This window comes from Microbulbifer zhoushanensis (assembly GCF_021729055.1).
Classification (GTDB): domain Bacteria; phylum Pseudomonadota; class Gammaproteobacteria; order Pseudomonadales; family Cellvibrionaceae; genus Microbulbifer; species Microbulbifer zhoushanensis.
The window spans coordinates 485,418-510,671 of record NZ_JAJSAO010000004.1; the positions used below are offsets into that span (position 1 = coordinate 485,418).

The 25,254-nt window shown below is 57.2% G+C and carries 26 protein-coding genes; 11 read left to right on the forward strand and 15 right to left on the reverse strand.

Annotated features, from left to right (window positions below):
• The first annotated feature begins 27 nt into the window (after positions 1-27).
• The 6 genes from LVD10_RS10720 (at position 28) to LVD10_RS10745 (ending at position 6,493) form a co-directional block, all read left to right on the forward strand.
• Positions 28-699 carry a hypothetical protein gene (locus LVD10_RS10720; protein ID WP_237063586.1) on the forward strand — a complete coding sequence of 224 codons (672 nt, stop codon included), beginning with the start codon at positions 28-30 and terminating at the stop codon, positions 697-699.
• A 12-nt stretch (positions 700-711) separates the two neighbouring features.
• Complete coding sequence (locus LVD10_RS10725) at positions 712-1,374, forward strand: hypothetical protein (protein WP_237063587.1); 663 nt, start codon at positions 712-714, stop codon at positions 1,372-1,374.
• Between the two features lie 21 nt (positions 1,375-1,395).
• The gene (locus LVD10_RS10730; protein ID WP_232941002.1) at positions 1,396-2,850 is read left to right on the forward strand and encodes a M48 family metalloprotease; all 1,455 of its coding nucleotides are present in this window, start codon (positions 1,396-1,398) and stop codon (positions 2,848-2,850) included.
• A gap of 148 nt (positions 2,851-2,998) precedes the next feature.
• Positions 2,999-4,630 (forward strand): long-chain-fatty-acid--CoA ligase, encoded by a 1,632-nt coding sequence (locus tag LVD10_RS10735; protein ID WP_237063588.1) that lies wholly within the window; start codon positions 2,999-3,001, stop codon positions 4,628-4,630.
• 153 nt (positions 4,631-4,783) lie between these two features.
• Positions 4,784-5,941, forward strand: coding sequence for a glycerophosphodiester phosphodiesterase (gene glpQ / locus LVD10_RS10740; protein WP_237063589.1), 1,158 nt, complete (start codon positions 4,784-4,786; stop codon positions 5,939-5,941).
• A gap of 15 nt (positions 5,942-5,956) precedes the next feature.
• Entirely contained in the window at positions 5,957-6,493 is a 537-nt protein-coding gene (locus LVD10_RS10745) for a DsrE family protein (protein WP_237063590.1), read from the forward strand.
• A 27-nt stretch (positions 6,494-6,520) separates the two neighbouring features.
• On the opposite strand, the gene LVD10_RS10750 is transcribed toward LVD10_RS10745, so the two are convergent.
• Entirely contained in the window at positions 6,521-8,530 is a 2,010-nt protein-coding gene (locus LVD10_RS10750; RefSeq protein WP_232940998.1) for a hypothetical protein, read from the reverse strand.
• 155 nt (positions 8,531-8,685) lie between these two features.
• Complete coding sequence (locus LVD10_RS10755; RefSeq protein WP_232940997.1) at positions 8,686-9,912, reverse strand: ATP-grasp domain-containing protein; 1,227 nt, start codon at positions 9,910-9,912, stop codon at positions 8,686-8,688.
• A gap of 235 nt (positions 9,913-10,147) precedes the next feature.
• On the opposite strand from LVD10_RS10755, the gene gdhA reads away from it, so the two are divergent.
• Positions 10,148-11,494 (forward strand): NADP-specific glutamate dehydrogenase, encoded by a 1,347-nt coding sequence (gdhA, locus tag LVD10_RS10760; RefSeq protein ID WP_237063591.1) that lies wholly within the window; start codon positions 10,148-10,150, stop codon positions 11,492-11,494.
• Positions 11,495-11,521: 27 nt separating this feature from the next.
• Here the strand turns inward: gdhA and LVD10_RS10765 are convergent, their stop codons facing one another.
• Complete coding sequence (locus LVD10_RS10765; protein WP_232940995.1) at positions 11,522-11,722, reverse strand: helix-turn-helix transcriptional regulator; 201 nt, start codon at positions 11,720-11,722, stop codon at positions 11,522-11,524.
• Positions 11,719-12,141, reverse strand: coding sequence for a hypothetical protein (locus LVD10_RS10770; protein WP_232940994.1), 423 nt, complete (start codon positions 12,139-12,141; stop codon positions 11,719-11,721). The genes LVD10_RS10765 and LVD10_RS10770 overlap by 4 nt, the downstream gene beginning before the upstream one ends.
• Before the next feature lie 187 nt (positions 12,142-12,328).
• Between LVD10_RS10770 and LVD10_RS10775 the strand changes: the two genes are divergently transcribed.
• Positions 12,329-14,212 carry an MFS transporter gene (locus LVD10_RS10775; RefSeq protein ID WP_232940993.1) on the forward strand — a complete coding sequence of 628 codons (1,884 nt, stop codon included), beginning with the start codon at positions 12,329-12,331 and terminating at the stop codon, positions 14,210-14,212.
• Positions 14,213-14,253: 41 nt separating this feature from the next.
• On the opposite strand, the gene LVD10_RS10780 is transcribed toward LVD10_RS10775, so the two are convergent.
• Positions 14,254-14,622 (reverse strand): VOC family protein, encoded by a 369-nt coding sequence (locus tag LVD10_RS10780; RefSeq protein WP_237063592.1) that lies wholly within the window; start codon positions 14,620-14,622, stop codon positions 14,254-14,256.
• A 319-nt stretch (positions 14,623-14,941) separates the two neighbouring features.
• Here LVD10_RS10780 and LVD10_RS10785 point away from each other — a divergent pair, with 319 nt between their 5' ends.
• A complete protein-coding gene (locus tag LVD10_RS10785; RefSeq protein ID WP_232940991.1) occupies positions 14,942-16,801 on the forward strand; it encodes a sensor domain-containing diguanylate cyclase in 1,860 nt (619 codons plus the stop codon).
• 14 nt (positions 16,802-16,815) lie between these two features.
• On the opposite strand, the gene LVD10_RS10790 is transcribed toward LVD10_RS10785, so the two are convergent.
• Complete coding sequence (locus tag LVD10_RS10790; RefSeq protein WP_232940990.1) at positions 16,816-17,103, reverse strand: DUF2845 domain-containing protein; 288 nt, start codon at positions 17,101-17,103, stop codon at positions 16,816-16,818.
• Positions 17,104-17,370: 267 nt separating this feature from the next.
• On the opposite strand from LVD10_RS10790, the gene LVD10_RS17965 reads away from it, so the two are divergent.
• The gene (locus LVD10_RS17965) at positions 17,371-17,493 is read left to right on the forward strand and encodes a hypothetical protein (protein WP_255774649.1); all 123 of its coding nucleotides are present in this window, start codon (positions 17,371-17,373) and stop codon (positions 17,491-17,493) included.
• Positions 17,494-17,655: 162 nt separating this feature from the next.
• On the forward strand, positions 17,656-18,450 hold the full coding sequence (locus LVD10_RS10795) for an SDR family NAD(P)-dependent oxidoreductase (RefSeq protein WP_237063593.1): 795 nt from the start codon (positions 17,656-17,658) through the stop codon (positions 18,448-18,450).
• 62 nt (positions 18,451-18,512) lie between these two features.
• On the opposite strand, the gene LVD10_RS10800 is transcribed toward LVD10_RS10795, so the two are convergent.
• From LVD10_RS10800 to LVD10_RS10840, 9 genes are all read right to left on the reverse strand, one after another.
• Complete coding sequence (locus LVD10_RS10800) at positions 18,513-18,800, reverse strand: hypothetical protein (protein WP_232940988.1); 288 nt, start codon at positions 18,798-18,800, stop codon at positions 18,513-18,515.
• Positions 18,801-19,241: 441 nt separating this feature from the next.
• Positions 19,242-19,640 (reverse strand): GFA family protein, encoded by a 399-nt coding sequence (locus LVD10_RS10805; RefSeq protein ID WP_369413279.1) that lies wholly within the window; start codon positions 19,638-19,640, stop codon positions 19,242-19,244.
• A gap of 230 nt (positions 19,641-19,870) precedes the next feature.
• Positions 19,871-20,590: a methyltransferase family protein gene (locus LVD10_RS10810; RefSeq protein WP_232940986.1), complete on the reverse strand. Its 720-nt coding sequence runs from the start codon at positions 20,588-20,590 to the stop codon at positions 19,871-19,873.
• A 195-nt stretch (positions 20,591-20,785) separates the two neighbouring features.
• Positions 20,786-21,103, reverse strand: coding sequence for a hypothetical protein (locus LVD10_RS10815; RefSeq protein ID WP_237063594.1), 318 nt, complete (start codon positions 21,101-21,103; stop codon positions 20,786-20,788).
• Positions 21,104-21,197: 94 nt separating this feature from the next.
• Positions 21,198-22,028 (reverse strand): S1 family peptidase, encoded by an 831-nt coding sequence (locus tag LVD10_RS10820; RefSeq protein WP_237063595.1) that lies wholly within the window; start codon positions 22,026-22,028, stop codon positions 21,198-21,200.
• 748 nt (positions 22,029-22,776) lie between these two features.
• On the reverse strand, positions 22,777-23,109 hold the full coding sequence (locus LVD10_RS10825; protein ID WP_232940983.1) for a hypothetical protein: 333 nt from the start codon (positions 23,107-23,109) through the stop codon (positions 22,777-22,779).
• 97 nt (positions 23,110-23,206) lie between these two features.
• Positions 23,207-23,542, reverse strand: a complete 336-nt coding sequence (locus tag LVD10_RS10830; RefSeq protein WP_237063596.1) for a hypothetical protein — start codon at positions 23,540-23,542, stop codon at positions 23,207-23,209.
• Positions 23,543-23,653: 111 nt separating this feature from the next.
• Positions 23,654-24,124: a nuclear transport factor 2-like protein gene (locus tag LVD10_RS10835; RefSeq protein ID WP_232940981.1), complete on the reverse strand. Its 471-nt coding sequence runs from the start codon at positions 24,122-24,124 to the stop codon at positions 23,654-23,656.
• A gap of 709 nt (positions 24,125-24,833) precedes the next feature.
• Positions 24,834-25,169: a hypothetical protein gene (locus tag LVD10_RS10840; protein WP_237063597.1), complete on the reverse strand. Its 336-nt coding sequence runs from the start codon at positions 25,167-25,169 to the stop codon at positions 24,834-24,836.
• Positions 25,170-25,254: the final 85 nt, after the last annotated feature.

Here is a 25,254-nt window from a genome sequence, read left to right on the forward strand (position 1 = left end):
GCAATCGCGCACTGACAGGAGCGACCCATGGCCTTGAAGAGAAATGGATTTTCCGCTGCAGCCAGATTGGCGCTAACTGCAACAGTCCTGCTGGTTACAGCCTGTGCACACACTGTACAGGTGGACGGGGAATACCCGGAACCGGTGGGGGAACAGTACCCACTTAATGTCGGCTACTACCTGAGCGAGGGTTTCCGGGAATTCACTTACCACGAAGACAGCGAAGACCGCGATGAGTGGAACATAAATACCGGCCGTGCACAGCAGAACCTGTTCCAGACAGTACTGGGCGCCATGTTCACCGAGTCCATTCCACTGTCGAGCTATCCACAGGAGCTCCCTGACAACATCGAGCTGGTAATCGTACCGGAGGTACGGGAACTCCAGTTCACCATGCCGCGGGAAACCCGGGTAAATATTTTCGAGGTGTGGATCAAGTACGACATGTACGCCTACGACAAAAATGGCGACCAGGTTGCCAACTGGGTTATCACCGCGTACGGCAAAACCCCGACTGCCTTCCTGAAATCCCGGGAGGCAGCACTGGGCCAGGCTATCAATGTGGCCCTGCGGGATGCCGGCGCTACGCTGTATACCGGTTTTGAGCGGGTGCCGGAACTGCAGGCACTGGTAGCCAGTAAGCAACGGGCCCTCTCTATGAAAGACCAGCCTGACGGGGAAGCGGAAACCACGGACTAACAGGAGGTTGTTGTGGTCAAGGTATTTTTTGTAATTCTGGTGGCCGCGGTCACCGGTTGTACCACGGTTGTCATTGATGAGTACCGGCGCAGCGATGGCGAGCTGGCCGACGGCGATTCGGTGGTTATTCTCGGTCGGCGACATTCCAGCGACTACGAGACAGAGCCGGACCTGATTGACTGCGTGGGCCGTACGCTACACAACCCCGACGGCGGCGTCACGGTAATTTCGGAACAGCATTTTGTCGACGCCATGTACCCCTGGTTCGAGCCACGTACCGCACCGCTTCACCTGAAATCCCTGGACCGCCTGATGGAAAATAGTGAGGTGCGTAAGCGGCTTGAGGCTTTCGGGGTGAAGTATATCGTCTGGATAGACGGTTCAACCGAGACCACTGCCAGCGCCGGATCCATCGGCTGCTCTATCGGCACCGGCGGTGCCGGCTGCTTTGGCTTCGGCACCTGGGACAAGGAGTCGGATTACGAAGCTTCAGTATGGGATTTTCGCGACCAGGAGCTCTCGGGAAAGTTGAACGCCGATGCCAAGGGCACCTCCTATATGCCCGCCATTGTTATTCCCATTCCATTAATCGCGCGGGTGCAGAACAATGCCTGTAAGGGCATGGCAGCCCAACTGCAGCAGTTCCTGGTGCCGGGCCAGGCTACCAAAAGTTAACTGAGGGAGGGAGACGGAGCGATGCAACATACTAATAAGATCCTGATCGGCGCAGTGTTGGCGGCCATCGCCGGCTGTGCTTTCAATCCGGCCACCAACCGGCCCGACCTGGTGCTGATGTCCGAGGAAAAGGAAATCAGTATCGGGCAGGAAATGCATGCGAAGCTGGTGGAGAGCACCCCCATTTACCGGGATCCGGTGCTGACCGCCTATGTCGACTACGTAGGGCAGAAGATCGTCAAGGCCAGTGATCGCCCTGACCTGAAATACAATTTCACCATCATTGACAGCCAGGACATCAACGCATTCGCCCTGCCCGGCGGCTATATCTACATCAATCGCGGCCTGCTCACCTACCTGCACTCCGAGGCAGAGATGGCGGCAGTGCTCGCGCATGAGGTCGGGCATATCACCGCCCGGCACGCAGTTCGGCAGAAAACCGCCGCCACCGGCGCCGGGGTCGCCTCGGTGCTGTCGGTACTGGTTACCGGCAGCGGCGTGGTGGGCGATGTCGCCAACCTGTGGACCACTGCCGCGGTGAAGGGTTACGGGCGGGATATGGAGCTGGAGGCCGACCGTTTTGGGGCCCAGTATATGTTCAATGCCGGCTACGACCCCCAGGCCATGATCAACGTGATTGGGCTGCTGAAAGACCAGGAGACCTTTGCCCGCCGCAAGGCGCGGGTCGAAGGCAAGAAGCCCCAGACTTACCACGGTGTGTTCTCCACCCACCCGCGCAATGATATCCGCCTGCAGGAAGTGGTGGCCGCCGCCGGTGAGTTGCCCAAGGACAAGAAGGAAGTGAAAGTGGAGAACTTCCGAGAGAAAACCGAGGGCATCGTCTACGGACAGAATGCGCAGCAGTCAGATCGCAATCGCTACAATCACCGCCGTCTTGGCTTCTCACTGCTGTTCCCCGATGGCTGGGAAGTAAAAAACGAGCGTTCGTCCATTGTCGGCACCCATCCCGAGGGCAAGGCCACCATCACTATCAAGGTGGACAACCGCAATGGCAACCAGCCCGCCGATATGGCGCTGCGTGAAGTCTACGACGTGCGTAACCTGGAGCAGGATGAGAAACTCAACCAGTATCGCCTGGTTGGGCACACCGGCAAGCTCCCGGTGTCTTCACCCGACAGCCCCGAACGGGTAGCGGTGGTCTTTTACGGCAGCCGCCAGTATATCCTCGAGGGCAAGATTAACGACCCTTCGCTGCGGGATGCAGACAACCGCAACAAGTACGACAACCTGTTCCTCACCAGCATTCGTAGCTTCCGTCCCCTGCGTAAAAGCGACATCATCCAGCCCAACATCAGGCGTTTGCGCTATGTGCAGGCCAACGACAAAACCACCTTTGCTTCACTGGCACGGCACATGGATATCGGTGAGTACGCCGAGGAGCAACTGCGACTGTTGAACGGCTACTATCCCCGCGGCGAACCCCAGCCGGGCGAGTGGATCAAGATAGTCCAGTAATCCGGCCCGGGCACCGCCCCAGGCACTGCCCGGAATGTGACCCACCAGACGGACTGTGTGGGCCGAAATCCCTTTCCCACACTGACCGGAGCCGTTACCTTAATAACGACAGCGACAAGCAGACAATAACGATAATGAGGAGCCAACAATGAACGGTTTGATGATGCCGTCCCAACTCACCCTGACCGCCGTCATGCGCCACGCGCAGGCTAACTTCCCCGGCAGTGAGATTGTTTCCTTTACTGCCGACAACCCCACCCACCGCTATACCTATGCCGACGCCTTTGCGCGCAGTGCACAGCTGGCCAATGCTCTCCAGGCCCTGGGTGCCAGGCCCGGCGACCGGGTCGGCACCCTGGCCTGGAATGACTACAGGCACTTCGAACTCTACTATGGCACCTCCTGCAGCGGCCTGGTCTGCCACACCATTAACCCGCGCCTGTTCCCGGAACAGATCGCCTATATTGTCGGGCACGCCGAGGACCGCTGGCTGTTTATCGACCCGATGTTTGTCCCCCTGCTGGAGGCGCTGGCCCCGAAACTCTCGTCGGTTGAGGGCTTCGTGGTCCTGACCGACCGTGCCCATATGCCCGACAGCACGCTGCCCAACCTGGTCTGCTACGAGGAGCTGCTTGAATCACAGCCGACAGGATTCGACTGGCCGTCACTGGACGAGAATACTGCGGCCGCCCTCTGCTATACCTCCGGCACCACGGGCAACCCGAAGGGCGTACTCTATTCCCACCGCGCCATGGTGCTGCATACCTACGGCGTGCTGATGCCGGATGTGTTTGCCCTGAAGGGCAGTGAGGCAGTATTGCCGGTTGTCCCCATGTTCCACGTCAACGCCTGGTCGATTCCCTACGCGGTGCCCGCCGTGGGGGCCAAGCTGGTATTCCCCGGGCCCAAGATGGCCTGCGGTGAAACCCTGAGCCGGCTGATCCGCGAAGAGGGCGTAACCATCGCCGCTGGCGTCCCCACCGTGTGGCTGGCGCTGCTCAAATACCTGCGGGAAACCGACAGCACCCTGCCGAGCCTCAACCGTGTGGTGGTGGGCGGCTCCGCCTGCCCCTGGAGCATTATGGAGGAGTTCGAGCAACAGCACGGGGTCTACACCCACCACGCCTGGGGCATGACCGAAATGAGCCCGCTGGGCACTTACAACCCGCGGGTACCGGAAGATTTGCCTGGGGACCAGGCCAAAGCACTGCGCCTGAAGCAGGGCCCCGCCGCCTTCGGCGTGGAGATGCGTATCGTGGACGAGCAGGGCCAGCCGCAACCCCACGACGGTATCGCCTTCGGTGCCCTGCAGGTTCGCGGCCCCTGGATCTGCGAGCGCTATTACCGCGCGGCGGAGTCAGCACTCACTGACGACGGCTGGTTCGATACCGGCGACGTGGCCACCATCGATCCCCGGGGTTACCTGGGCATCACCGACCGCACCAAGGATGTGATCAAGTCCGGCGGTGAGTGGATCTCCTCCATCGAGCTGGAGAACTGTGCCATGGCACTGGACGAGGTGGCCGAGGCCGCCGTAATCGGCATCTCCCACGAGAAGTGGGCCGAAAGGCCGCTGCTGGTGATTGTGCCCGCGCCCGGGGCCGAGCCGGACCCACAGAAGGTACTCGCCGCCTTTGAGGGCAATGTGGCCAAGTGGTGGATTCCCGACGATTGTGTCGTTGCGGAAGAACTGCCCCATACAGCCACCGGCAAGATCAGCAAGAAAGACCTGCGGGAACAGCTCGCCAACTATCGCTGGCCGGAAGAACAGCCTGCCTGATACGCCCACCATCCACCGGAACAGCGCGGCTTGATACCGGGCCGCGCTGTTTCCCCACCGCCCGCATCGCTTCCCCACCAGCAACCGTCACAACAATGTGACAATGACTATGGCAAACTGATTCTGACCGTATAGCCCCGGCAGGTATCATTCATGAAAATAACACCAGTTACCCCAAGCTTTTTCACCGCCATTGCTCTCTGCACCCAGCTGCTGGTGCCATATGCCAATACCGCTACCGCCTCCGACCGGGATGACCCACTGGTGATCGCCCACCGGGGGGCGTCCGGCTACCTGCCCGAACACACACTTGAATCCAAGGCCCTGGCCTACGGAATGCGCCCGGACTATATCGAACAGGACCTGGTCCTGAGCCGGGATGGGCACCTGATCGTGATGCATGACATCCACCTCGACCAGGTAACGGACGTTGCCCGTGTATTCCCGGGTCGCGCCCGCGAAGATGGCCACTTTTACACTATCGACTTCACTCTCCCCGAACTGAAGCGTTTACGGGTAACCGAGACTTTCGAAGGTGATATCGAGGAGCGAAAGCCAAAATATCCCGGGCGATTCCCGCTCTGGAAATCCAGCTTCCAGCTTTCCACCCTTGAAGAAGAGATAGAGCTGATCCAGGGCCTGAACAAGAGCCTTGGATACGAGGTCGGCATATACCCGGAGATCAAGCAACCCTGGTTCCACCACCGGGAGGGCCGCGACATTGCCCGGCGCACCCTTGAGACACTGAAGCAGTACGGGTATACCGACAAAACCAGTAAAATCTTCCTGCAGAGTTTCGATGCCGAGGAGCTACAGCGCATCGACGGGGAACTGATGCCGGCAATGGACATGGACCTGCCGCTGGTACAACTGGTTGCCGCCACCAGCTGGGGCGAGAAAAAGGTCCAGCAGGGAGGTCACTGGGTCAACTACAGCTACGACTGGATGTTGACCCCCAAAGGGCTGGAAAAGATCGCCGGGTATGCCGACGGTATCGGCCCCTGGGCAATGATGCTGGTGACTCCAGCGGAAAACGCCATCAACGACAACGGCATATCCCGGAGAGCCCAGGCCCTCGGTCTGCAGGTGCACCCCTATACTTTCCGTGCCGACAGCGAGGAAGTCCCGCCAGTGCTGGGGGAGTTTGACAGGTTACTCGCCCTGTTTATCGAGGATATCGGTATCGACGGGCTCTTTACCGACCACCCGGACCAGGTGCGCGCCTTCCTTGATGCAACTGGCTCACCGGGTGGGAGAGCCCCGGCAGCTTCTGAAAAGGCCGGTTTACTGAAAAAGACGCAACAACAATAACAGCGAGAAATTTCAATGAAAATCCGTCAGTACCTTTTTGCCGTTTCTGCATCAATGTGGATTCCCACCATAGCTGCCGCTGAATTCACACCCGGCCCAGTGATAAAGGAATACGGTAAAACTGCGCCGGTGATTCAGGACCAGCCACTGCAACCAAACCAGCAATTCAAGGTGGCCTTCGATGCAGTGGACAAGTCAGGTAAAGGAGAGCTAAACAGGAAATTCAACAGCCTGGCCCGTTTCCTGAATATGCATGCCCGGGCAGGTGTAGACCCGGATAACATCCAGTTGGCGCTGGTGGTCCATGGCAAGGCCGGATTTGACCTGCTCAATGACAGTGCCCACCGGGAAAAGTACGGACAAGCCAACCCCAATGCAAAACTGCTGGCGGCACTGCAGGAGCAGGGAGTCCGGGTGATGATCTGCGGCCAGTCCGCCGCCCATCTGGGAATCGGCAAAGCCCAGCTGTTACCTGGTGTGGAAATGGCCCTCTCCGCCATGACGGCCCATGCGCTCCTGCAACAACAGGGCTACACACTGAACCCTTTCTAAGCGGTATATCCAGGGGCTGGCCCGGCACTAACCCTGCGCGCTACTGCCGGCAACCGTAGGGGCTTGCGCGGTGGCATCGCGGCCTGCAGCCCAGCTGGACAGGGCCATCTGCTTTACTTCCTGCAGTTCCGCCGCGTCCGGCGCGGTGGTGGGCACCAGGGCCTCGGTGTCGTCATGGAACAGGTAGAGACGGGAGGCAAGCTCGGCAAACGGCAGCGACGCCTCGCCATGGCGCTCGCCGTTCCCATGTGTCGACACCTTGACCCCGGCGCCCCAGTCCTGGCCGCTGTCGTTGTTGGGATTGAAAAAATACAGCCGCATGACGTTGTCGCCGTCGAGCGCCACACGGATTAATGTGATCGCATGCCAGCCGACAAAGATGCCGGTGCTGTCGGTCACCGCCAGCCCGGCGGGCTGTGGATGAATGATAGGCTGGTTGCCGTTGTAAAATGGGTGATAACTGCAATAGAACCGGTGCAGGAATGCATCATAGTCACGCAGGCCACCGGTCTGGATGTCCACGGCGAGAAAACACTCGCGCCCCACCCACCAGCCGTGCAGTTCGGGATTGATCCAGCGGTGCGGGTCATCACCGCGGCCCGCACACAACTCTCCCATAAGGCGGTAGATAAGGTCCAGGTGCGGCACCAGCAATACCGAAACCGGGTCGGTATCCAACGGGATCATTGCCCCTGCGGCCCCGGCCGAGGAAATCGGCTCCCCCTCGAAATGCAGCACGATCTCATCAAAATGCGCGGCACGGGAAATCAGGTGCAGCAGGTAGTCCGGGTCATTGGAGGCCCACATGGAAATGGCCCGCGCCGCCTGGCAGGTAGGGTTATTCCCCTGGCCGATACCCAGCGGCTGCCCCAGTACCTGGATAGTACCGGCCAGCAGGCGCGTTGCCGGTGTGACCTGGGTGCCGAACACTGTCGACTGTATCTCTGCGCACACCGGCGATAATCGCAGGTCAATCTGGCGCCAGAGGGCCGGTGCCACCGGCGCCGAGTAGAGCATGCCGCTCTCGAGTATCAGGGCCAGGCCATAAACACTCTGGGCGGTGCCTATGTGCACTGCCCCCTCGATCAAGCGCCCCACCAGGTCATGAAAGGTCCGCAGCGCATCGAGACCGGTGCTGCTGAGCCCCAGGGCCAGGGCCTGCAGTGATTCGCGCGCTATCGGAAGGTCCACATCAGCAAGTGCCAGCCAACGCAGGAAGACCGCATGGTAGTCCGAGACCAGTCCGTTCTCATGCATGGCCCGGGCGAATGCGCTTGCCTCCGACTCCAGTTCCCCGGCGGACAGCCGGACAACCCGTTCCAGGTAAAGCTGGACGCCCGGATCATCGGCGCAGGTTGCCGTGGGGCCAAACAGGTTGCTGACCAGGCGATCAGCATCCGCCGCCGCAGCGCCATTGCCGCCCTCCCCGCGGCTACGGGCCAGGGCGATCTGGGTAATCATCGACTTGACACTGTCCACCTGCAATGGGCGCTGCGACATGATGCGGCGTACCTCGTGCACGAGGCTGCCAAGGATATCCGCAAAACCGATGTTTTCGAGCAGGTAGCGGAACACCCCGGAAACTGCGGTACTGGTACGCCCCAGTCGCGCGCGCATCGCCTCACCGGGGCCGGCTAGCAGGTGATCCAGGTTGAGGGCCATCACCTGGGCAAGGAAATGACGTGCCTGTTCCGCGGGAATTCCCGCATGGGTGTAAACCCCATTGCTGACGGCCAGCAGCCGCAGCTGGCTGAGAAGTTCTATCAGCACTGTCTGCCGGTCACCCTGCTCCAGGGTATTGCGCACCAGCCCAGGCAGCAGGGTCGCGGGCTGGTCCCAGGGGGTATCGGCAAAAATCCCCGCCCGGTCACACCGCGCCGCCAGCTGGTACAGCGCGTCGACGCCACCCGGCTCGCCGGCGAGGCGCCCGCCCACGTCCAGTACCGCAGAGCGAAAGCGCACCTTGTTGAACGGGCGCGCCTGCTCCAGCTGCTCAATGGCATATTCCAGTTTGTCGATCAGTTGCCGGCTTTCCACTTCACCAACCTGCTCAGCTTCATCAGACAGGCGAGTTTAGCCCACCTGCCTGTAAATTACCGGGCACAGCGCACCGGGCGCGGTACCCGGACCTGTGCCGCGCCCGGACAGGGCCGGGCATTGCCGGCGCCCTGCTCCCGTGACCGCCCAAGGCTCTAGAGGTAGTAATCCAGTTCTTCCTGGGCCTTGAGCAGGTCGCGCAGCTGGTAGGGATCGTCACCAAAGAAATACACCAGGCCCCAGTGGGTGCCGAAGGCACTGCGCTTGGGCACCTTGTTTTGCATCGGTGACTGGAGTTCGTGAAACTCAAAATAGGCATGGTTCTCAGTGGCATCGGGGATCTTCAGTTCATTGACTACCCGCCGGCGCGGATAGACCCCGAAACAGCCCGCATGGCCTTTAGCATCCACCACCTCCTTCGGGAAGAATGCCTCGATTTCCTCATCGGTGGTTTTCGGGTCGAACATCATCACCATGGCCTGGTAGGCATTAAAACCGTAGGCCCGCTCAATCAGCTCAAACGCATTGAAACCCGGCGGGCGATAGGCCACCTCGCCGAAATACATCTTGCCGTCGCTGGTGACAAAATACTCCGGGTGGATAAAGCCGAAATCGATCTCGAAGGTATCGATCAGCTTCTGGATTTCCTCCTCCACCCGCGGGCGCCATTTCTCCAGGTCCGGTGTCGCCGGAACAAACACCGAGTAGCCGAGGGTCACATACTCGGAAATGTTCATGAAATGGATTTTGCCATTCTTGATAAAGGCCTCCACCGCAAATTCCCAGCCATCCAGGTGGCTCTCCATCAGGAAAGGGAATTCCTCGTCGGGAATATTGTCGACATCCTCGGCAGTGCGGACCACCCTGTGGCCCAGGCAACCGGCCTTATCGAAAGCCTTCAGGTGGATCGGGTCGTTGGGGTCGCCGTCCAGCTTGAGCAGTGCCTGGTTCACGCGCGTCAGGAAGCGGATAACATCCCCCTTGTCCTGGGCCTCCTCGAAAATACCCACGCGAATACCGCCCAGCTGTGCCCTGCGTTTCATCAGTGCCTTGTCGCGGAACAGCAATGACTGCCCCATCAGGCGCGGGTTATCCAGCAACACAGCGTTGATCGCCCCGGCCCACTCCACCGTCTCTTCGAACAGCGGGATGGCTACATCCACCCCCTCGTCTTTCAGTCTCTTGGCGATTTCCATCGAACGTTCATTGAGCCGCTCGAAGTTCCAGGAAATAAACGGAATATCGTGCTTGTTGGCGTACTCTTCGGCCCAGGACGGTGCAACAATCACGTAACGCCGGTCGAACCGGTCGATTGCGTCAATTGCATTCAGGCTCCAGCCCAGAATGGCCACGTAACCTTTATTCCTGTCGAAATTTCCCATGTCGGTCTCCATCTCGCGGGTTTTGCAGCAAAACCGTGCAGCGGCACAACAGCCCGGACCGCAGGTGTCACCATGAATAATGTGAACCTCTGCCACCACCCTATCGTAGGTCTGCTTACGATGGAATGGATACTGTCGTGGGATTAAACTGCTTTCGTAAAGTAACCGACCCTGGGGACCATAATTGGCTGGGATAGCCACATCCGGAAAACTCACCTGTTAATCGGGAGCACCTGTGGAAAACGACGAAAGCCTGGAGCAGTTCAGGCAGTGGGTAAAGCAACGCAATCCGGGCGAGGAGGAGTTCCTGCAGGCCATCGACGATGTGGCCGGGGATGTATTTTCCCTCTACCGGGAGAAAAGTGAATGGTATGACGCCTGTGTCCTGCCCCGCCTGTGCGAGGCCGACCGGATCATCTCATTCCGTGTTTGCTGGGAAGATGACAACGGCGATATACATGTAAATCGCGGCTGGCGCGTGCAGTATTGTGGCGCCATCGGTCCCTATAAGGGCGGCATCCGCTTCCATCCGACAGTCAATGAATCGATCCTCAAGTTCCTGGCTTTCGAACAGACCTTCAAGAATGCATTGACCGGCCTGCCCATTGGTGGCGGCAAGGGTGGCGCCGATTTCGACCCGCGCGGACGCTCAGACCGGGAGATCATGCGTTTCTGCCAGGCGTTTATGGACGAGCTTTATCGCCATATCGGCGAAAACACCGACGTGCCGGCCGGCGATATCAACGTGGGACGGCGTGAGATCGGCTATATGTTCGGCCAGTACCGCCGGCTGGCAAATACCTTCAGCGGCGCCCTGACCGGCAAGGACATCGAGTTCGGCGGCAGTCATGTTCGCATGGAAGCCACCGGCTACGGTCTGGTCTATTTCCTGCGCTGCATGCTGGCGAAGCGGGACGAGGAGGTGGACGGGCAGGTAATCGCGATATCCGGTGCCGGCAATGTGGCCCTGCACGCCGCACTGAAGGCGGGGCACCTGGGTGCCACAGTGGTGTCTCTCAGCTCCAGCAAGGGTGCTCTCTACTGCAAGAATGGTATTCCCCAGGAGCTCATAGAGGAGGCCATGGACCACCGGGCCGGTTCGACAAAATTACTTACCCGGATGGCGGATGCCGGCGGCGGCGAGTGGCACCAGGGCGCAAGGCCCTGGCACTTTCCCTGCGATATCGCGCTGCCCTGCGCCACCCAGAATGAACTGGATGGCGACGATGCGCGGGCGCTGATTGAAAACGGTGTCACGCTGGTGGCAGAGGGCGCCAATATGCCCTGTACCGCAGAAGCCGTGGAGGCCTTTCACAAGGCCTGTGTTCCCCATGCGCCAGGCAAGGCCTCCAACGCCGGGGGCGTGGCGCTGTCCGGGCTGGAAATGGCGCAGAATGCCTCTTTCACCCGCTGGGACCAGGAACGGCTGAACCAGCAACTACTGGAAATCATGCAGGACATCCACCGCCAGTGTATTGCCGACGTCGAGGGTGATGACGGCTACATCAACTACCATCGCGGGGCCAACCTGGCCGCATTCCGGCGTGTGGCCAGCGCCGTTTACGCCCAGGGAATCGGCTGAGTCCCGGACAGACCGGGGCCGACAGTGCTATTGCCGGGATTCGTCGATAAAGACCTGCTCAATCGCAAGGCCGAAAACCCGCGCAATGCTGAAAGCCAGCGGCAGGCTGGGGTCATACTTGCCCTTCTCGATCGCCACCACTGTCTGCCGTGACACCCCCAGCTTCTCCGCCAGGTGGGCCTGGGTCCATCCGCGCTCGGCCCGCAGGGACTTGAGATGATTTTTCACCGCAGCCTCCGGGAGGCTGTCACCAGGCTCACCAGGAAGGTGACTCCCATCAACAGGACCAGGTGCGAAATCTGCGGGGCAAAGGGCGAGCCGGGCTGGTTACCGTAGAATTCCCACGCGATCCCACCCACCAGCCCCACACCCAGGGTGATGGCGGCCGAATCCAGGAACAGTTTGCGTTCCAGTTCATCCTGGACCTGCAGGTGCCGGATCGTGGCCAGGATCATAGATGCCCCGGCCAGCAGGTTCAGCGCAATCGCCAGCAGGGTAAGGATCCCGTTACCGGCCCAGAACAGGCGGGCGCCAAACGTCATCAGGGCAGTGGTCAGCAACCAGGCGCCGGTCCAGAGAGCGAGCCTCCCATTGCTGCGTAAAATATGGTGACTCCGGGTTTCAGAGGGCAGTTTATCGTGACGCATCAATCTTCTTCTCCATGTTGTTGTGATTATGCCTTTCCCTGTATGTAAAGCGTGCTTTACCTACCCTAGGGGCACCACCGACTTATGTCAAGGAGGCTTTACATTGGTGAATGCATCTTCCCCGCGCAGATTTCATTGCGCCTGAATTTGCGTACCATAGGGAAAAATGGAAACAAGAGACCCGCCCATGGCTAACCCCGGTCAATTCCGCCTGCTGGGTACCCGGCGCTTCCTGCCCTTCTTCCTCACCCAGTTCCTCGGCGCCTTCAATGACAATGTGTTCAAGAGCGCGCTGATGGTGATGATTGCCTTCCGGCTGGCGGCGGACCAGGCCAACGCGCTCAACAACCTGGCCGCGGGCCTGTTTATCCTGCCGTTCTTCCTGTTCTCCGCCACCGCCGGCCAACTGGCGGACAAGTACGACAAGCGCCTGCTGATCCGGCGTATCAAGCTGGCGGAAATCGGCATCAGTATCCTGGGCGTCACTGCGCTGGTACTGGGCAACAACGCGTTGTGCCTTCTGGTACTGTTCCTGCTGGGCGTACAGTCGGCATTTTTCGGGCCCATCAAGTACGCCATCCTGCCCCAGCACCTGCGCCGCTCGGAGCTGGTGGGCGGCAACGCGTTTGTGGAGATGGCGACCTTCGTCGCCATCCTCGGCGGCACCATTGTCGGTACGGTGCTGAGTGGCGCCAGCGATGCGGGCAGCAGCAGCCAGTGGATCGGCGTGCTGATTATCAGCATCGCGGTGGCCGGCTACCTGGTGTGCCGCGCCATCCCCAGCGCCCCGGCACCGGTACCGGACCTGAAGATCGAGCTCAACCCGGTCACCCAGACCGCGCGCCTGCTGCGGGAAATCACCAAAACACCGGCCATCTTCTACTCGATTATCGGCATCTCCTGGTTCTGGCTGCTGGGCGCCGCCTACCTGACCCAGATCCCCAGCTTCGGCAAAAACGTGCTTGGTGGTGACGAACCGCTGGTGGCCCTGCTGCTGTGCAGTTTCACCGTGGGTGTGGCCATCGGCTCCCTGCTCTGCTCGCGCCTTTCCGGCGGCCGTATTGAACTGGGCCTGGTGCCCCTGGGGGCCGCCGGCCTGACTTATGGTGGCATCATGCTGTCGGTGATCGGCGGCGGCCTGTCACCGCTGGCCGAGACCTCCCTGGCAGCCTTCTGGGCCAGCGCGGGCGCCAAGGGCTTCCTACTACACCTGGCGCTGATCGGCGTGTTCGGCGGGCTCTATATCGTGCCGCTGTACGCCATGATCCAGGACCGTACAGACAAAGCCGTGCGGGCCCGCGTTATTGCGGTGACCAACATCATGAACGCCCTGTTTATGGTGATTTCCGCGATACTGGGGATTGTCTTCCTGAGCGTACTGGACTTCACCATTCCGCAGTTCTTTATGGTAATGGCGCTGATGAACGCGGCGGTTGCAGTATTCGTGTTCAACCGGGTTCCGGAATTCGCCATGCGCCTGCTGGTATGGCTGCTGTCCCACACCATGTACCGGGTGAAGCACGAGGGGCTGGAGCAGATCCCCGCCGAAGGGCCGGCCATCATCGCTTGCAACCATGTGAGCTACGTGGATGCGCTGCTGCTGGCCGGCGCGGTGCGCCGCCCCATCCGCTTTATCATGTACAAGCCCATCTACGAGATCCCGGTGCTGCACTTTATTTTCCGCACCGGCCGCGCGATTCCCATCTGCTCCCGGCAGAAAGACCCGGAAGGCTACGAACAGGCTTTTGTGGAAATTGAGCAGGCCCTTGAGAACGGCGACCTGCTGTGCATCTTCCCCGAGGGCCAGCTGACCAAAGATGGCGAGCTGGCTCCCTTCCGGGCAGGCATTGAGAAAATACTGCAGAAGAATCCGGTACCGGTGATTCCCATGGCCCTGCGCGGCCTCTGGGGCAGCTTTTTCAGTCACAAGGGCGGCAACGCCTTTACCAGGCTGCCAAAGCGATTCTGGTCGCGGGTCAGCGTGGTGGCCGGTAAGCCGCTGGATGCGGCCTCTGCGCGGGCAGAAAATCTACAGGAGGTAGTTCTGGGGCTGAGGGGCGAGCAGCGCTGAACGACGGGGCGGTAGCGGCCGTTACTGCCCCAGGTTGGGCCTCAGGTTGCTACTGCCTCGATTTTATTGCCGTCCAGGTCGAGTATAAAAGCAGCATAATACGAGTCGCTGTATTCCGGGCGCAGTCCCGGCCTGCCGGCACACCGCCCACCCTGCTCGAGTCCGATCCGGTAAAAAGCATCGACCGAGTCGCGGTTGGGCGCGTTGAATGCGACATGGACACCATTGCCGGCGCTGGGCCGCCCCTCACAAGGGATGCCCACCCAGAACTCCAGGCCATCACCATAGGACGCAGCCACGCCCGCTTCATAGTGTGAGCGACGGATCGAGAGGGGCGCGAGCACCGCATCATAGAACTGTACAGACGCGGTGACATCGTCCACGCCTAGGGAGACATGGCTCAGTATCATTCCTGTTTCCTTCCATAATCCTCTGCGGAAAACTTACCGAACGCTCGCTTCAACAATAACCACTTCAGCATCAATTATCCGCACCCGGCGCCAGGATTCGACTGATTGAGCATCCGGGGATCAGGCTGGCTGACTGAACGATATTTCCTGTTTTTTAACGAGCCACAAGACCGGTTTTATGCCGGTACTTTATCCACAGCGAACCACCTTATCCTCAGCGGCAGACTGTAGTAATCTACCAAAAGTGTGAAGCAGGTCCGCAACCTTTGTGATTTCGACCGCCCGTGTTCACATGCCCCACTGCAAAATAAACACAATAATGAACGACAAAAAGCGCATTTTTACAGCCTATCCGTTCTCGCGGGGGCTGTTTTTCCTCCTGGCCGTATTACTGGGTGCCCTGCCAGCGCCCCTGCTCGCCAGCGAGTTGATCGTGGTGACAGGGGAAGAAAACGGCAGCAGGCGCACGGGCCAGTTGGAGACCTGGCACGACCACACCGACAGCAGTGGTGTCGAGGAGGCCGCCCGGGCCCATGCGGAAGGTGCATTCAAGCCACTAAAGTCGGCCGGCTCCACGGGCTTGAAGAGGGGGGCTTTCTGGTCGCACTTTGTCCTGCACAACCCCTCGCCCCGCCCCGTAACCCTCAACCTGGAATATGTCGATCACCAGCTGATCGAGCTGGCCGCCTACCAGCGCCCGACACCGGGAACCGGCCAGTATCACGGGCTGGCCCGGCTGTCGATGCAGGCTCCCTTCGACCAGCGGCCGATTGACCATCACCGTTTCATCCTGCCGCTGGAATTGCAGCCGGGCCAGCACAGGGAGCTACTGGTGCGGTTCAGCTCCGCGGAAGCCGGGTTTGTCTTCCCGTCGATGCGCATCTGGACTCCCGATAATCTGCGCAAGACCCAGCTACTCGAGAACAGTGTTATCGCGTTCCTGTTTGGTGGTTTCTTCCTGATGGCGGTCTTCTCGCTGGTATGCGGTGTTTCCACCGGCGAGCGTACTTTCTATTTCTATTCGGTTTATGCCCTGTCCAAGGTCGCGGCCTGGGGCACCATTCTGGGATTCACACACCAGTACCTGCTTCGCGAACAGTTCCAGTGGCACTACATGTCCATTACTGGGGCAGTCAGCATCCTGTGCGGGCTCGCATTCGCACGCCTGTTCCTGCAGAGCCGCCGGTATACACCGCGACTCGACCGGGTGCTGGTGCTGATGATGGCCAATGCCGCCCTGCTCCTGATCGGCGCCACACTGCAATTAAAAGTAGTGGCCCTGGTCACGATTACTGTGGCCCTGTTGCTCTACCCGGTGGTAACGCTGGTGGCAATCGCCCGCTGGCGACAGGGCTCGGGGGCGGCGGCTGTGTTTGCACTGGCCTGGGGCCTGCTGGTTACCGGCCTGTTTACGCAGGCCCTGCGGGATCTGGGTGTTGTAGGGCACAACCTGTTCAACTACTACTGGCCGCCCATTGCCTCGTTTACAGAAATGCTCACCATCATGGCGGCCATGGGAATCCGGGTGCGCAGCCTGGGCCAGGAAAAGCGGACCGCAGAACAGCAGTACCGGCAGCAGCTGGAGCGCTCCAAGGCAGAACTGGAAGCCATGGTGTGCGAACGAACCCACGAACTGGAGGCGGCCCGACAGCGCGCCGAGCTGGAAGCACGCACCGACCCCCTGACCGGCATCTGCAACCGGCGCAGCTTTATTGATGAAGCACAGCGGCAAATCCACCTGGCGAGACACAACGGACGGGGCTGCAGCCTGCTGATGTTTGACCTGGATCACTTCAAGGCAATCAACGACAGCCACGGCCACGCCGTCGGGGACGAGGCCCTGCGCCGGTTCACCCGCTGCATGCTGGACAATATTCGCGAAACCGACGTCTTCGGACGCCTTGGTGGTGAGGAATTCGGGCTGCTGGTCACCGGCAGCAGGCAGAATGCACAGCAGACTGCCGAAAGGCTCCGCGCTGCCGTTACCACCATCACGGTCCCGTCTCCCGCCGGGATACTGACGTTCACCACAAGTATCGGTCTCGCCCACAAGGACAATTGCAACAACCTGGAAACCCTGCTGGTCGAGGCCGACAGGGCGCTCTACCAGGCCAAACAGGAGGGTCGCAACCGGGTTGCCGATTACCGCGAGCCGGCCCCCGAACCAGCGCCGGCCTGACAGCCGGGCCCGGTCTATTCCCCCCTGCGGATCTTCACCAGCCGGTTGCCCTCAAAGACCAGGCTCAGCAGATCGCCATTGATCCGGTAGACCAACTCGTCGATCTTCAGCACCGTCACCCGCCGCTCGGTCTTGAGCGCATCCACGTAACCGATCTGCTCGTGCAGGATGGGCTCGCCGCATTTCTCCAGCACCCCGATCTTGAGATCCCCCTCCTGCACCACTCGGTTGCCGCAGCGCAGGGCGCTGGCCTGTGCAGCCAAAGCGGACAACAGCAGTGCTACAACAACTTGCCTGAACATAGGCTCTACTCCCGGACAGATGAGCCCGCTTGCCGGGGCTCCCTGCCAATACCCTGCCGGGCCCGGACTTAACCTGTGCTGAACCTCCCCGCTGGCGTCGACGGAGCCCAGTGGCCAACAATGAAAGAGCGCCAACTAATAGCCTCCACTTATCAAGCTGAGTGAGAAAAGCCATTTCACGCGCAAGGCCGCGGAAGCTAATCTGGCCACACTGAAACACCAGGGGGTAATTCCCCCCCCACCCCTGAAGCAGGAAAGGAGCGACAGATGACCATCTTAAGTAAATTGACCGGAACGGGTATCCGCACACAGTCCCAAGAGACCGAGTGCAACTATGAGGACAACTACTACGGCGACCAGGTGTGTGTTTTGCGCCCCCACAATGCGTAGGGCAGCTTCTGCGCGAGATCCACAGATCGGGCTCATCATTACCTGGGGCGCGGTCGCATACGGGCCGCCTATACTCTGGTTCTGAACCGCGTAGGCTTATCGATTGATCGGGCGACCGCGGATATCCGCACAAAGAGATGGAAGCCAGGGGAGCCCCGGAAAATGGATTTACAACTCAACGGAAAGACGGCCTTTGTCAGCGGCTCCACCAAGGGGATTGGCAGGGCCATAGCCACTGCCCTGCTAGATGAGGGCGCACGCGTCATCATCAACGGCCGCAGTGATACAGGAAAGGTAGTAAGCGAACTTTCTTCCCACGGTGACGTACTGGCAGTGGAAGGCGACCTGGCTGACACTGACGACTGCGACAACATCTGCCGAGAAATTGATGCCACCGGCGGGATCGATATCCTCATCAACAACATGGGCATCTTCAATCCGAAGCCCTTCGAGGAAATCAACGACGATGAATGGCAGGCCTTCTTCAGCGCAAACGTGATGAGCACCGTGCGCCTGTCCCGTCACTATTTCCCCGGGATGCTGAAGAGGGATTTTGGCAGGGTGATCAATATTGCCAGCGAGGCGGGTATGCGGGGCCTGGAGAGCATGGTGCACTATTCCATGACCAAGGGCGCGCAGATCGTAATCGGCCGCGGCCTGGCCAACCTGACCCAGGGATGCGGCGCCGACATCACCGTAAACTCAGTCCTGCCAGGGCCTACCCTGACCGAAGGCGTCAGCAGCTGGCTGACAGAGAGCGCCAGGGTACAGGGTAAGTCCGAAGAACAGTTTGTGTCCGAGTTCTTCCGCGAGACCGAGCCCGACTCGCTGATTCAGCGCTTTATCAAGCCGGAAGAAATCGCCAGTATCGTTGCCTTTATTGCCTCCCCCCTGAGCTCAGCCATCAATGGCGCCAGCATCAAGGCAGAAGGCGGGCTGATCAAGTCAATCGTATAACGCTTGCTATGACGAGCATTCCGGATGCCTGCCGGATGGCACCGGTCGGGCGGCCTGATAATCTACGGCCGACTGCCACCCAGGCATCCCTTCAGCCACCCGATCATCCTGACGCCACAGACGGCAACAGTGAACGTAACCAGGAACTGCCCACTCATCTGCAGGGCCAGCTTGGGCCAGAAGTCGATCTCCTCGGTAAACAACGACAGCACAAGGTTACCGGGCAAAAGAACAATGCCGAAGTAAGGCCAGCCGCCGTCGTAGCACTGCCAGTTATATACAAATGCGATACCTCCAGCTGCGGTCGACAAACCGGCAACCAGCAGAGGCAGGTGAACAGCTCGCTTCATTTTCAATAGCGCCTCATCCTGGCATTCAACACTCGTCGTACAGGACAGCCTCCAGCGCTCCTGGCGGCACGGTCCCTGCACCTGTTAAGCATTTTTCTATACAGCATGCGCAAGCCAATACCCCATAACAATCAAAGAACCTGAAGCCAGTGCGTATTGGGGAGCCAGCGAGTTCAGCTTTAATGTCAAGAGAGAACAGAGAAGCAGTATCAGCCCAACAGGCGCAAATATATTCACGCCAAATATGAACCAACTCTCACAATCAAAACCGTAAACCCGGTCCACACAAAGCCCGGATACAGGCCATAAGGCTAATGATAAGGCCAGGATTGACAATAGCAGCTCGACATATCCTAAAACACTGAGCATCTAAATATCCAGGCCAAAGCCATTACGCCCACACACCGGTAACCGATTTTCAGTTCCCGGCCAGGCCTTCGCCTATGGCTCGATGGGGTGCTCATCAAACTGCCTTGCTGTATCGCCGATTTTCAGCCAGGCCGGCTTTTCCGAGACAAACTCATGGAATTGATTCTCAAGCCCAATATCCCCGTCTATACAGTTAGCCGCCAGGGGAAATGACTCTTCCTCCGATAAAATCTCACCAAGCGCAGTGCCGCAGGCCGAGCAAAAGCAACGGTCATATTTATAGGGAGGTATGGCCTTAAAGACTGATATCTGGTCTCGCCCACTCACAAGCCGAAAATATTCCGATTTTACAAACACCAGGTTGCTTGCACCCACTTTCCGGCATCGGCTGCAATGACATGTCCCCATCATAACTGGCTGCTCGGCTAACTCGAACTGGACCACCCCACAACAACAGCTTCCCTTGATCATAAATCACCTTTGTGTACTGGGCATTGGGATTATAGTCCACCACTCTACACAAATACTGTTCATATATACAGCTATCAATCGCCCCAACAGTATGCATAACCAGGCGACATGCCGTACAATTTACATACAGCCCCGCACTAACCAGCGCAGCTGCTCGGCGTCCGGCATCAGTTGGCTAACTCACTTGAGTGTCCGCAACCCCTGGCCGGGGGGATCAGCACACAGAACTCTCAGTATATCCCCGGAAGCAATCGATAACGCACGCGCCACGCATAGTCCCGATAGCCCGGCAACTCTTTCTGTAGGGCCCGGTCTTCAAGCACGGTTCTAATCACCGCGATGATTGAAGCCACCGCCGCAGGAATCAGCGTCCATACCGAGCCCAGGGCAGCAGCAATACCGAACAGTGCAAGAATATTTCCCGCATAGCCCGGGTGCCGGACAAGCCGGTAGGGGCCACTGTCACAGACCATATGCCCAAGATCGGCCCGAATACACACCACGCTAAAGAAAAAGCGATTCTCCACCAATGCCCAGGCAGCGAAGGCATATCCGAGGCAGACCAGCACGAAGCCCGTCAGGTTAAGCCATAGGGGGAAGCCTGGAGACCAGTGATACCGATGGTCCAGCCCTGCGACGATGACCATAGGTAGCCCGATACTCACTGCCATCAGTGGAGCAAGCACCTTGTCCCAGGCTTTTGCGTTCTGGAAGTTTTCAATATTCTGCCGTTCGGCCATCAGTCCAGGGTGCCGCATTTCAGCCCACATGCGCCCGCCCAAACCGGCCGCTATGAGCAACAGGGAATAGAGCCATGCCTGCCACCAACCAAGGTCGCCACCAGATATCAACAAAATCAGCGGGATAAGGAGATATACCGCAACCAACCTGATCCACTGGCGAGCGGTTGCAGCTTTAGCTGCCCCTCGACTAACGGTTTTCTCTGGCATGTCTTCCCCTCCCCAAACACAACTGACTTGAGTGTGAGCTCAGAGGCATGAACAGTGACGGCCCACTTTGGCCCCTCGATAGGCAAAATAGCAGTAAATAGTCCCCGCAGAGCACTCAAATGCTAAGCTGGGCCGCAGGGGCACAAAGGCCGTGAGCATTGCTGCCGGCGTTTATTTGGCCCGTGCCTATTGCTCTCATACCGGGTTACCTATGGCGGGATGGTTTATCCGACTTAAAGAGCTTCCACGCCTGAGATCATCGATCTTCTTTTGCTCTTCTAAAGCCTTTCTCTGCAGATAAAGCGCGATGAAATTTCCGTTCTCCAGCGCTCCGGTTTCCTTGAATGTGGCATATAGCTTCAAAATCGATAAGCTAAAAAACCCGAGCAGCATATAAATGTAGGAATTTACGCTCAAATTCTCGCCACCCACAATTGCGCCAAAAACTCTGGCCAGATGGTAAAAGCAGAATAGAGCGACAAGTGAATCCGCAATGAACAGGTCCTTTTTCATGACTCCTCCTTGAGCGTCCTGAACATTAAGATTGCAATCTATGCCGCGCCCAACCATGGCTTGGATTATCCGCCTGCAGCCAATAGTTAGCCTCTTACCGATCCGGCCTCTGCACCTGGTTGTCCGGAGATACTTTGCTTTCTATCCAAGCTATGTAATGAGAGATGCGAACATTGTTTCCGCCATCACCGTAGCGCGCGCCACGATACGTACGTAAGTCCCTTTGACTGGAGTCCCAGGAGACAAGCCCGGCAAGTTGCCATTGGCCCCCTTCCTTGGCAAGGACCGGCCCTCCGCTATCGCCATTACCCGCCATCCCCTCGAGTGGAACGCCAGAATTTGGCGAATCAAACGTGTAGGAAATCCAGCGTGTATCAACACTGGAGATCACGTTAAAGGCCCTGCGCAAAGTGGTGCGATGTGCGGCGTCGGGCTCCGAACCTTCTTTGCCATTGCCCGTGGCGCCCTTGCCGATTAGCTGGACACGCCTGCCCATTTCCTCGCTGACACGATAGAGAGAAATTGGCTTCACATCGGTCACAGCTGCCCTCAACTTAACAAGTGCAATGTCGTCGGATGACGCGAGAAATGCCCGCAGCTCAGTGCCGTCACCAGAGGCCAACGCCTCTTTGACCAGTGTGTCAGGTGGCATCTTGTGTCCAGAGTGAACGACTACGGATTCAACTTTACGCGGCAGGTCGTTAATGGTGATCTCTTCGATATCCTGCATGCAAACCACATGCGCGGCGGTAACAACCCATTCAGGGGATATCAGGGCACCATGCCCTTCACCCGGGAAATCGGCCAATGCTGGTAGTGCAGAGGCAGGGATTTGATACCTCTCATCGTCAATGTCGTCTCTGATGATAATAGCGCTGGCCGTGGATGACATAGCCAGCAGGGCCATGAAAAGATATTCCTTCATACTGTTAAAATCCTTCTTTCCTTGTTATGCATTTTGAGATCACTAAAGTGACCAATGCTTAAATTACAACCAGGTATGTGCACGGTTCCCGCGATCGCGATAATAGAGCACAGTGATAGCGCGTAATGTGTACATAGTTAGCCCTCGTCTGTTTTCCCTGATTCTGCGCTTACTCACCACAAGAGAACTCAACAACCTTTTCAACACTGCCAACCTCAATTACAAGCGGCTGGCAATTATGGCCAGCGACGATTGAAGCTCGATAAGCTGAGCCGGCCTCACTGAATAGAACTCCAGAGTAAACTTCAGGGTACAGGATTTCACAGAATCCTTTGCCAGCACTTTCAGATCAACACTATCTGTTACATACTTTTTACTCGGGCTTCGAGTTGCACTTTAACCAAGAACCGGTCACCGGGCTCCGAAGCACTCCCCTCCCCGATAACAGTATTCCACAGGAAGAAGTTCTCAGCCTCCAGTATATTCTCCGGGAAAGAACCACTTTCGTTATAGAAAAGATTAACCTCGACTGAAGTCACATCAACCGCCAATCCAGAAAGCGGGAAGTTGAAAACCAGGAAAACTGTTAATTTTCTCAAATTGATTCTCGCATTACGCCACCTGCAGGGGCAGCTTATTTTATGCACTTTATACGTGATGCTGGAAGCGCATGGGCAGCGTAAAAAGCTGCGCAATGCAAACTATCCCGCAGAGGGCCTAAGACTTCAAGCCTAACCACCTGCCTTTGCTAAGCAATAGACTGCACCAGGACTAGAGCGAAACCTGAAACAATTAGTGCAACGCCGACAATAATTCCACACCTTACTAGACGCGCCTTTTTAAGAGCCCTCTCGCCTTCCTCAATAATTATTGACTTTTCGGAATCCAGGAATTTTTTTGAAAGTACCCAGGCATATAGAGAAAAAGTATTTCCCAGGTCCGAGAAGGAATAGCCAGAAGGTGAACCCAATTTCTCCCATATTTCAGGCTCCGAATTTTTCAATGTCCTGGCCAACCCCGGAAATCGTATCTGTAGAACGCTAACAACCAAAACCAGGCACCCCAAAATAGCAATACCCATCTCCGACTCTCCATCACTTGAGAACCAGCCTAGGCGGGAAAATTGTTGCATGCGCAAAGAGACCTGTACGCAACCGTACTGGCGCTTTCCCAATGTCTCACTGCAACTTTTCTCCACACTTTGAGCAAAACTCCGGTTCGACTAAAAAATTTTGGTTGATAATAGTTTTGCCGCATGCATCACAGAACTTTGTTGACCTAATATTAAGGAAGGTAATCAATACCGTGGCTGGCACCATTATATATAGAGTTTCACCTCCGAAGCCCATAAAGCAAACAAAACCGATAAACAGAGCACCAGTACCTATTACAAAGGGCTTCCACAACTTACGCTTGAGCTGAGCATCCTTTCCCAAAAAGAATATGACGAAGCCAATAAGACCCAAGACACCCCATATACCAAAGAAGACAGGGAACATTTCATCAGCGTTCATTCTTGCTCCTTACACCTAACGTTCGCAAAAGAGGCGGCCGAAGCGTAGCGTAGGCCGCCCCACGGAGGGCTGAAGGGCCGAAGCAGACTGCCTGCACCTGTTATGTGCGGTCTACTGGACATTGTAAATACGTATGACACCAACTTTGCCCTCCTCTACCTCCAGGACGACTAACAACTGATTACTGTAACTGTTGTATTTACCGTTATCGGGATGCACACCGCTGGCCTCCTGCGTGTAGCGGATTGCCATACCATTCTTGCCAAATGTGACTACATCAAGAAGCTCAGCTTTATACTTGTCATGGGAGCCTAAATAGTACGTCATGCCTTTGCGCATCCTAACTTTTCCGTCTGGCTTTCGAGAGTCATCAGTATCAAAAGGTATATGCTGGCTCCCTACATCATCCTTTAGCAAAGATAGATAGTTTTCAATATCTTCTGGTTTAGCATCTGGCGCTTGAGTGGCTACAAAAGCCTGAAAGTATTCATTTGCAAATTTTTCAGCGTCAAATTCTGGCTCTTTTGCCGAAGACACAGCTGACAACAGTACCGCAACTATAAACAAAAATACTTTATTCATCTTATCTTCCTTTTCATGCTGCAAATAATGCCTTGGTTAAGCCGTCGGGGCGCAGCGAATTACCGGTCGGCTTCACCAACTGGTTAAAGATACCCAACATCAAACGCCTCTTGAATTTCCGGGCAACGCTGCATCTCCACTCGGGGTAGCATCACCTCAAGCCCTTTCACTATGACCCAACGGAGTGATTTCTTTGATTCAACCCAACGCTGCTCAATGAGCGGTTGTGCAGCCACTTCACAAGCATCAGGTTCAGATAGGGCTCTTATGAGGCCCTCACGAATGCGCTTGTGGTGCGAGATGCCCTGGTGCCGAGCCAGAATCAAATACGCGATTTCGTAACTCCCTATGAAACTGGTTTTCAACGGCGGATTAGGCCCATTGTTCACCAGATCCCAAACATAATTGACGTTTGCACCAATTTCGTCTAATTCAGCTAAGATCCCTTTTTCATCAGCTTTGCATTCCGCCGCCAGCTTTTCAATTTATGCCTCTTTTTCTTGGCGGCGCGCGGTACATTGAGGGTCCGCCTCCAGCTGCTTCATAAAATCAGCTGCAGTAACACCTTTCCTTACCATGACCTACCTGTTACTCCATTAGAAGTGTTCGCAGGGTAGGTATTTAAATTTATGCCAGCGTAGCAACCGGCATAAATTTAAAAACCGGAGCGTATGTCTCCTTGCTAGCCTAGTTAATAACTGCAATAAATTCACTGAGCTAATGCCAAATAAATGCATCCGCTACACATCATGGCAAATAGTGTTGATACAGCCTTTGATACTGTATTAGAACAAAGCATTTGAGCGTATCTAACAATAGACATTGCAAAGAATAGAATAGCTGCGTGGATGACGAGAACTCGTGAAATATCTTGCGTCCAGCCTTCAGGAACTTCATATGTCAGTGGATAAAATACTATTCGTGACAACCAACCAGTTTTCTTGCTTAATTTCTCTATTCCACCATTGCTTTCGAACACTCCAAAAGCTGTAAGGTAGGCCAAAAATGTCAAAGGAACCAAAATAAATAGAAGTACTTTTCTCATACTTACAGTGGTCTTACCCACAAAAAGTAGACACTCTAACTAGGCGCATTTGCGCTCATACTCTGCTGGGCTTATATGCCCGATC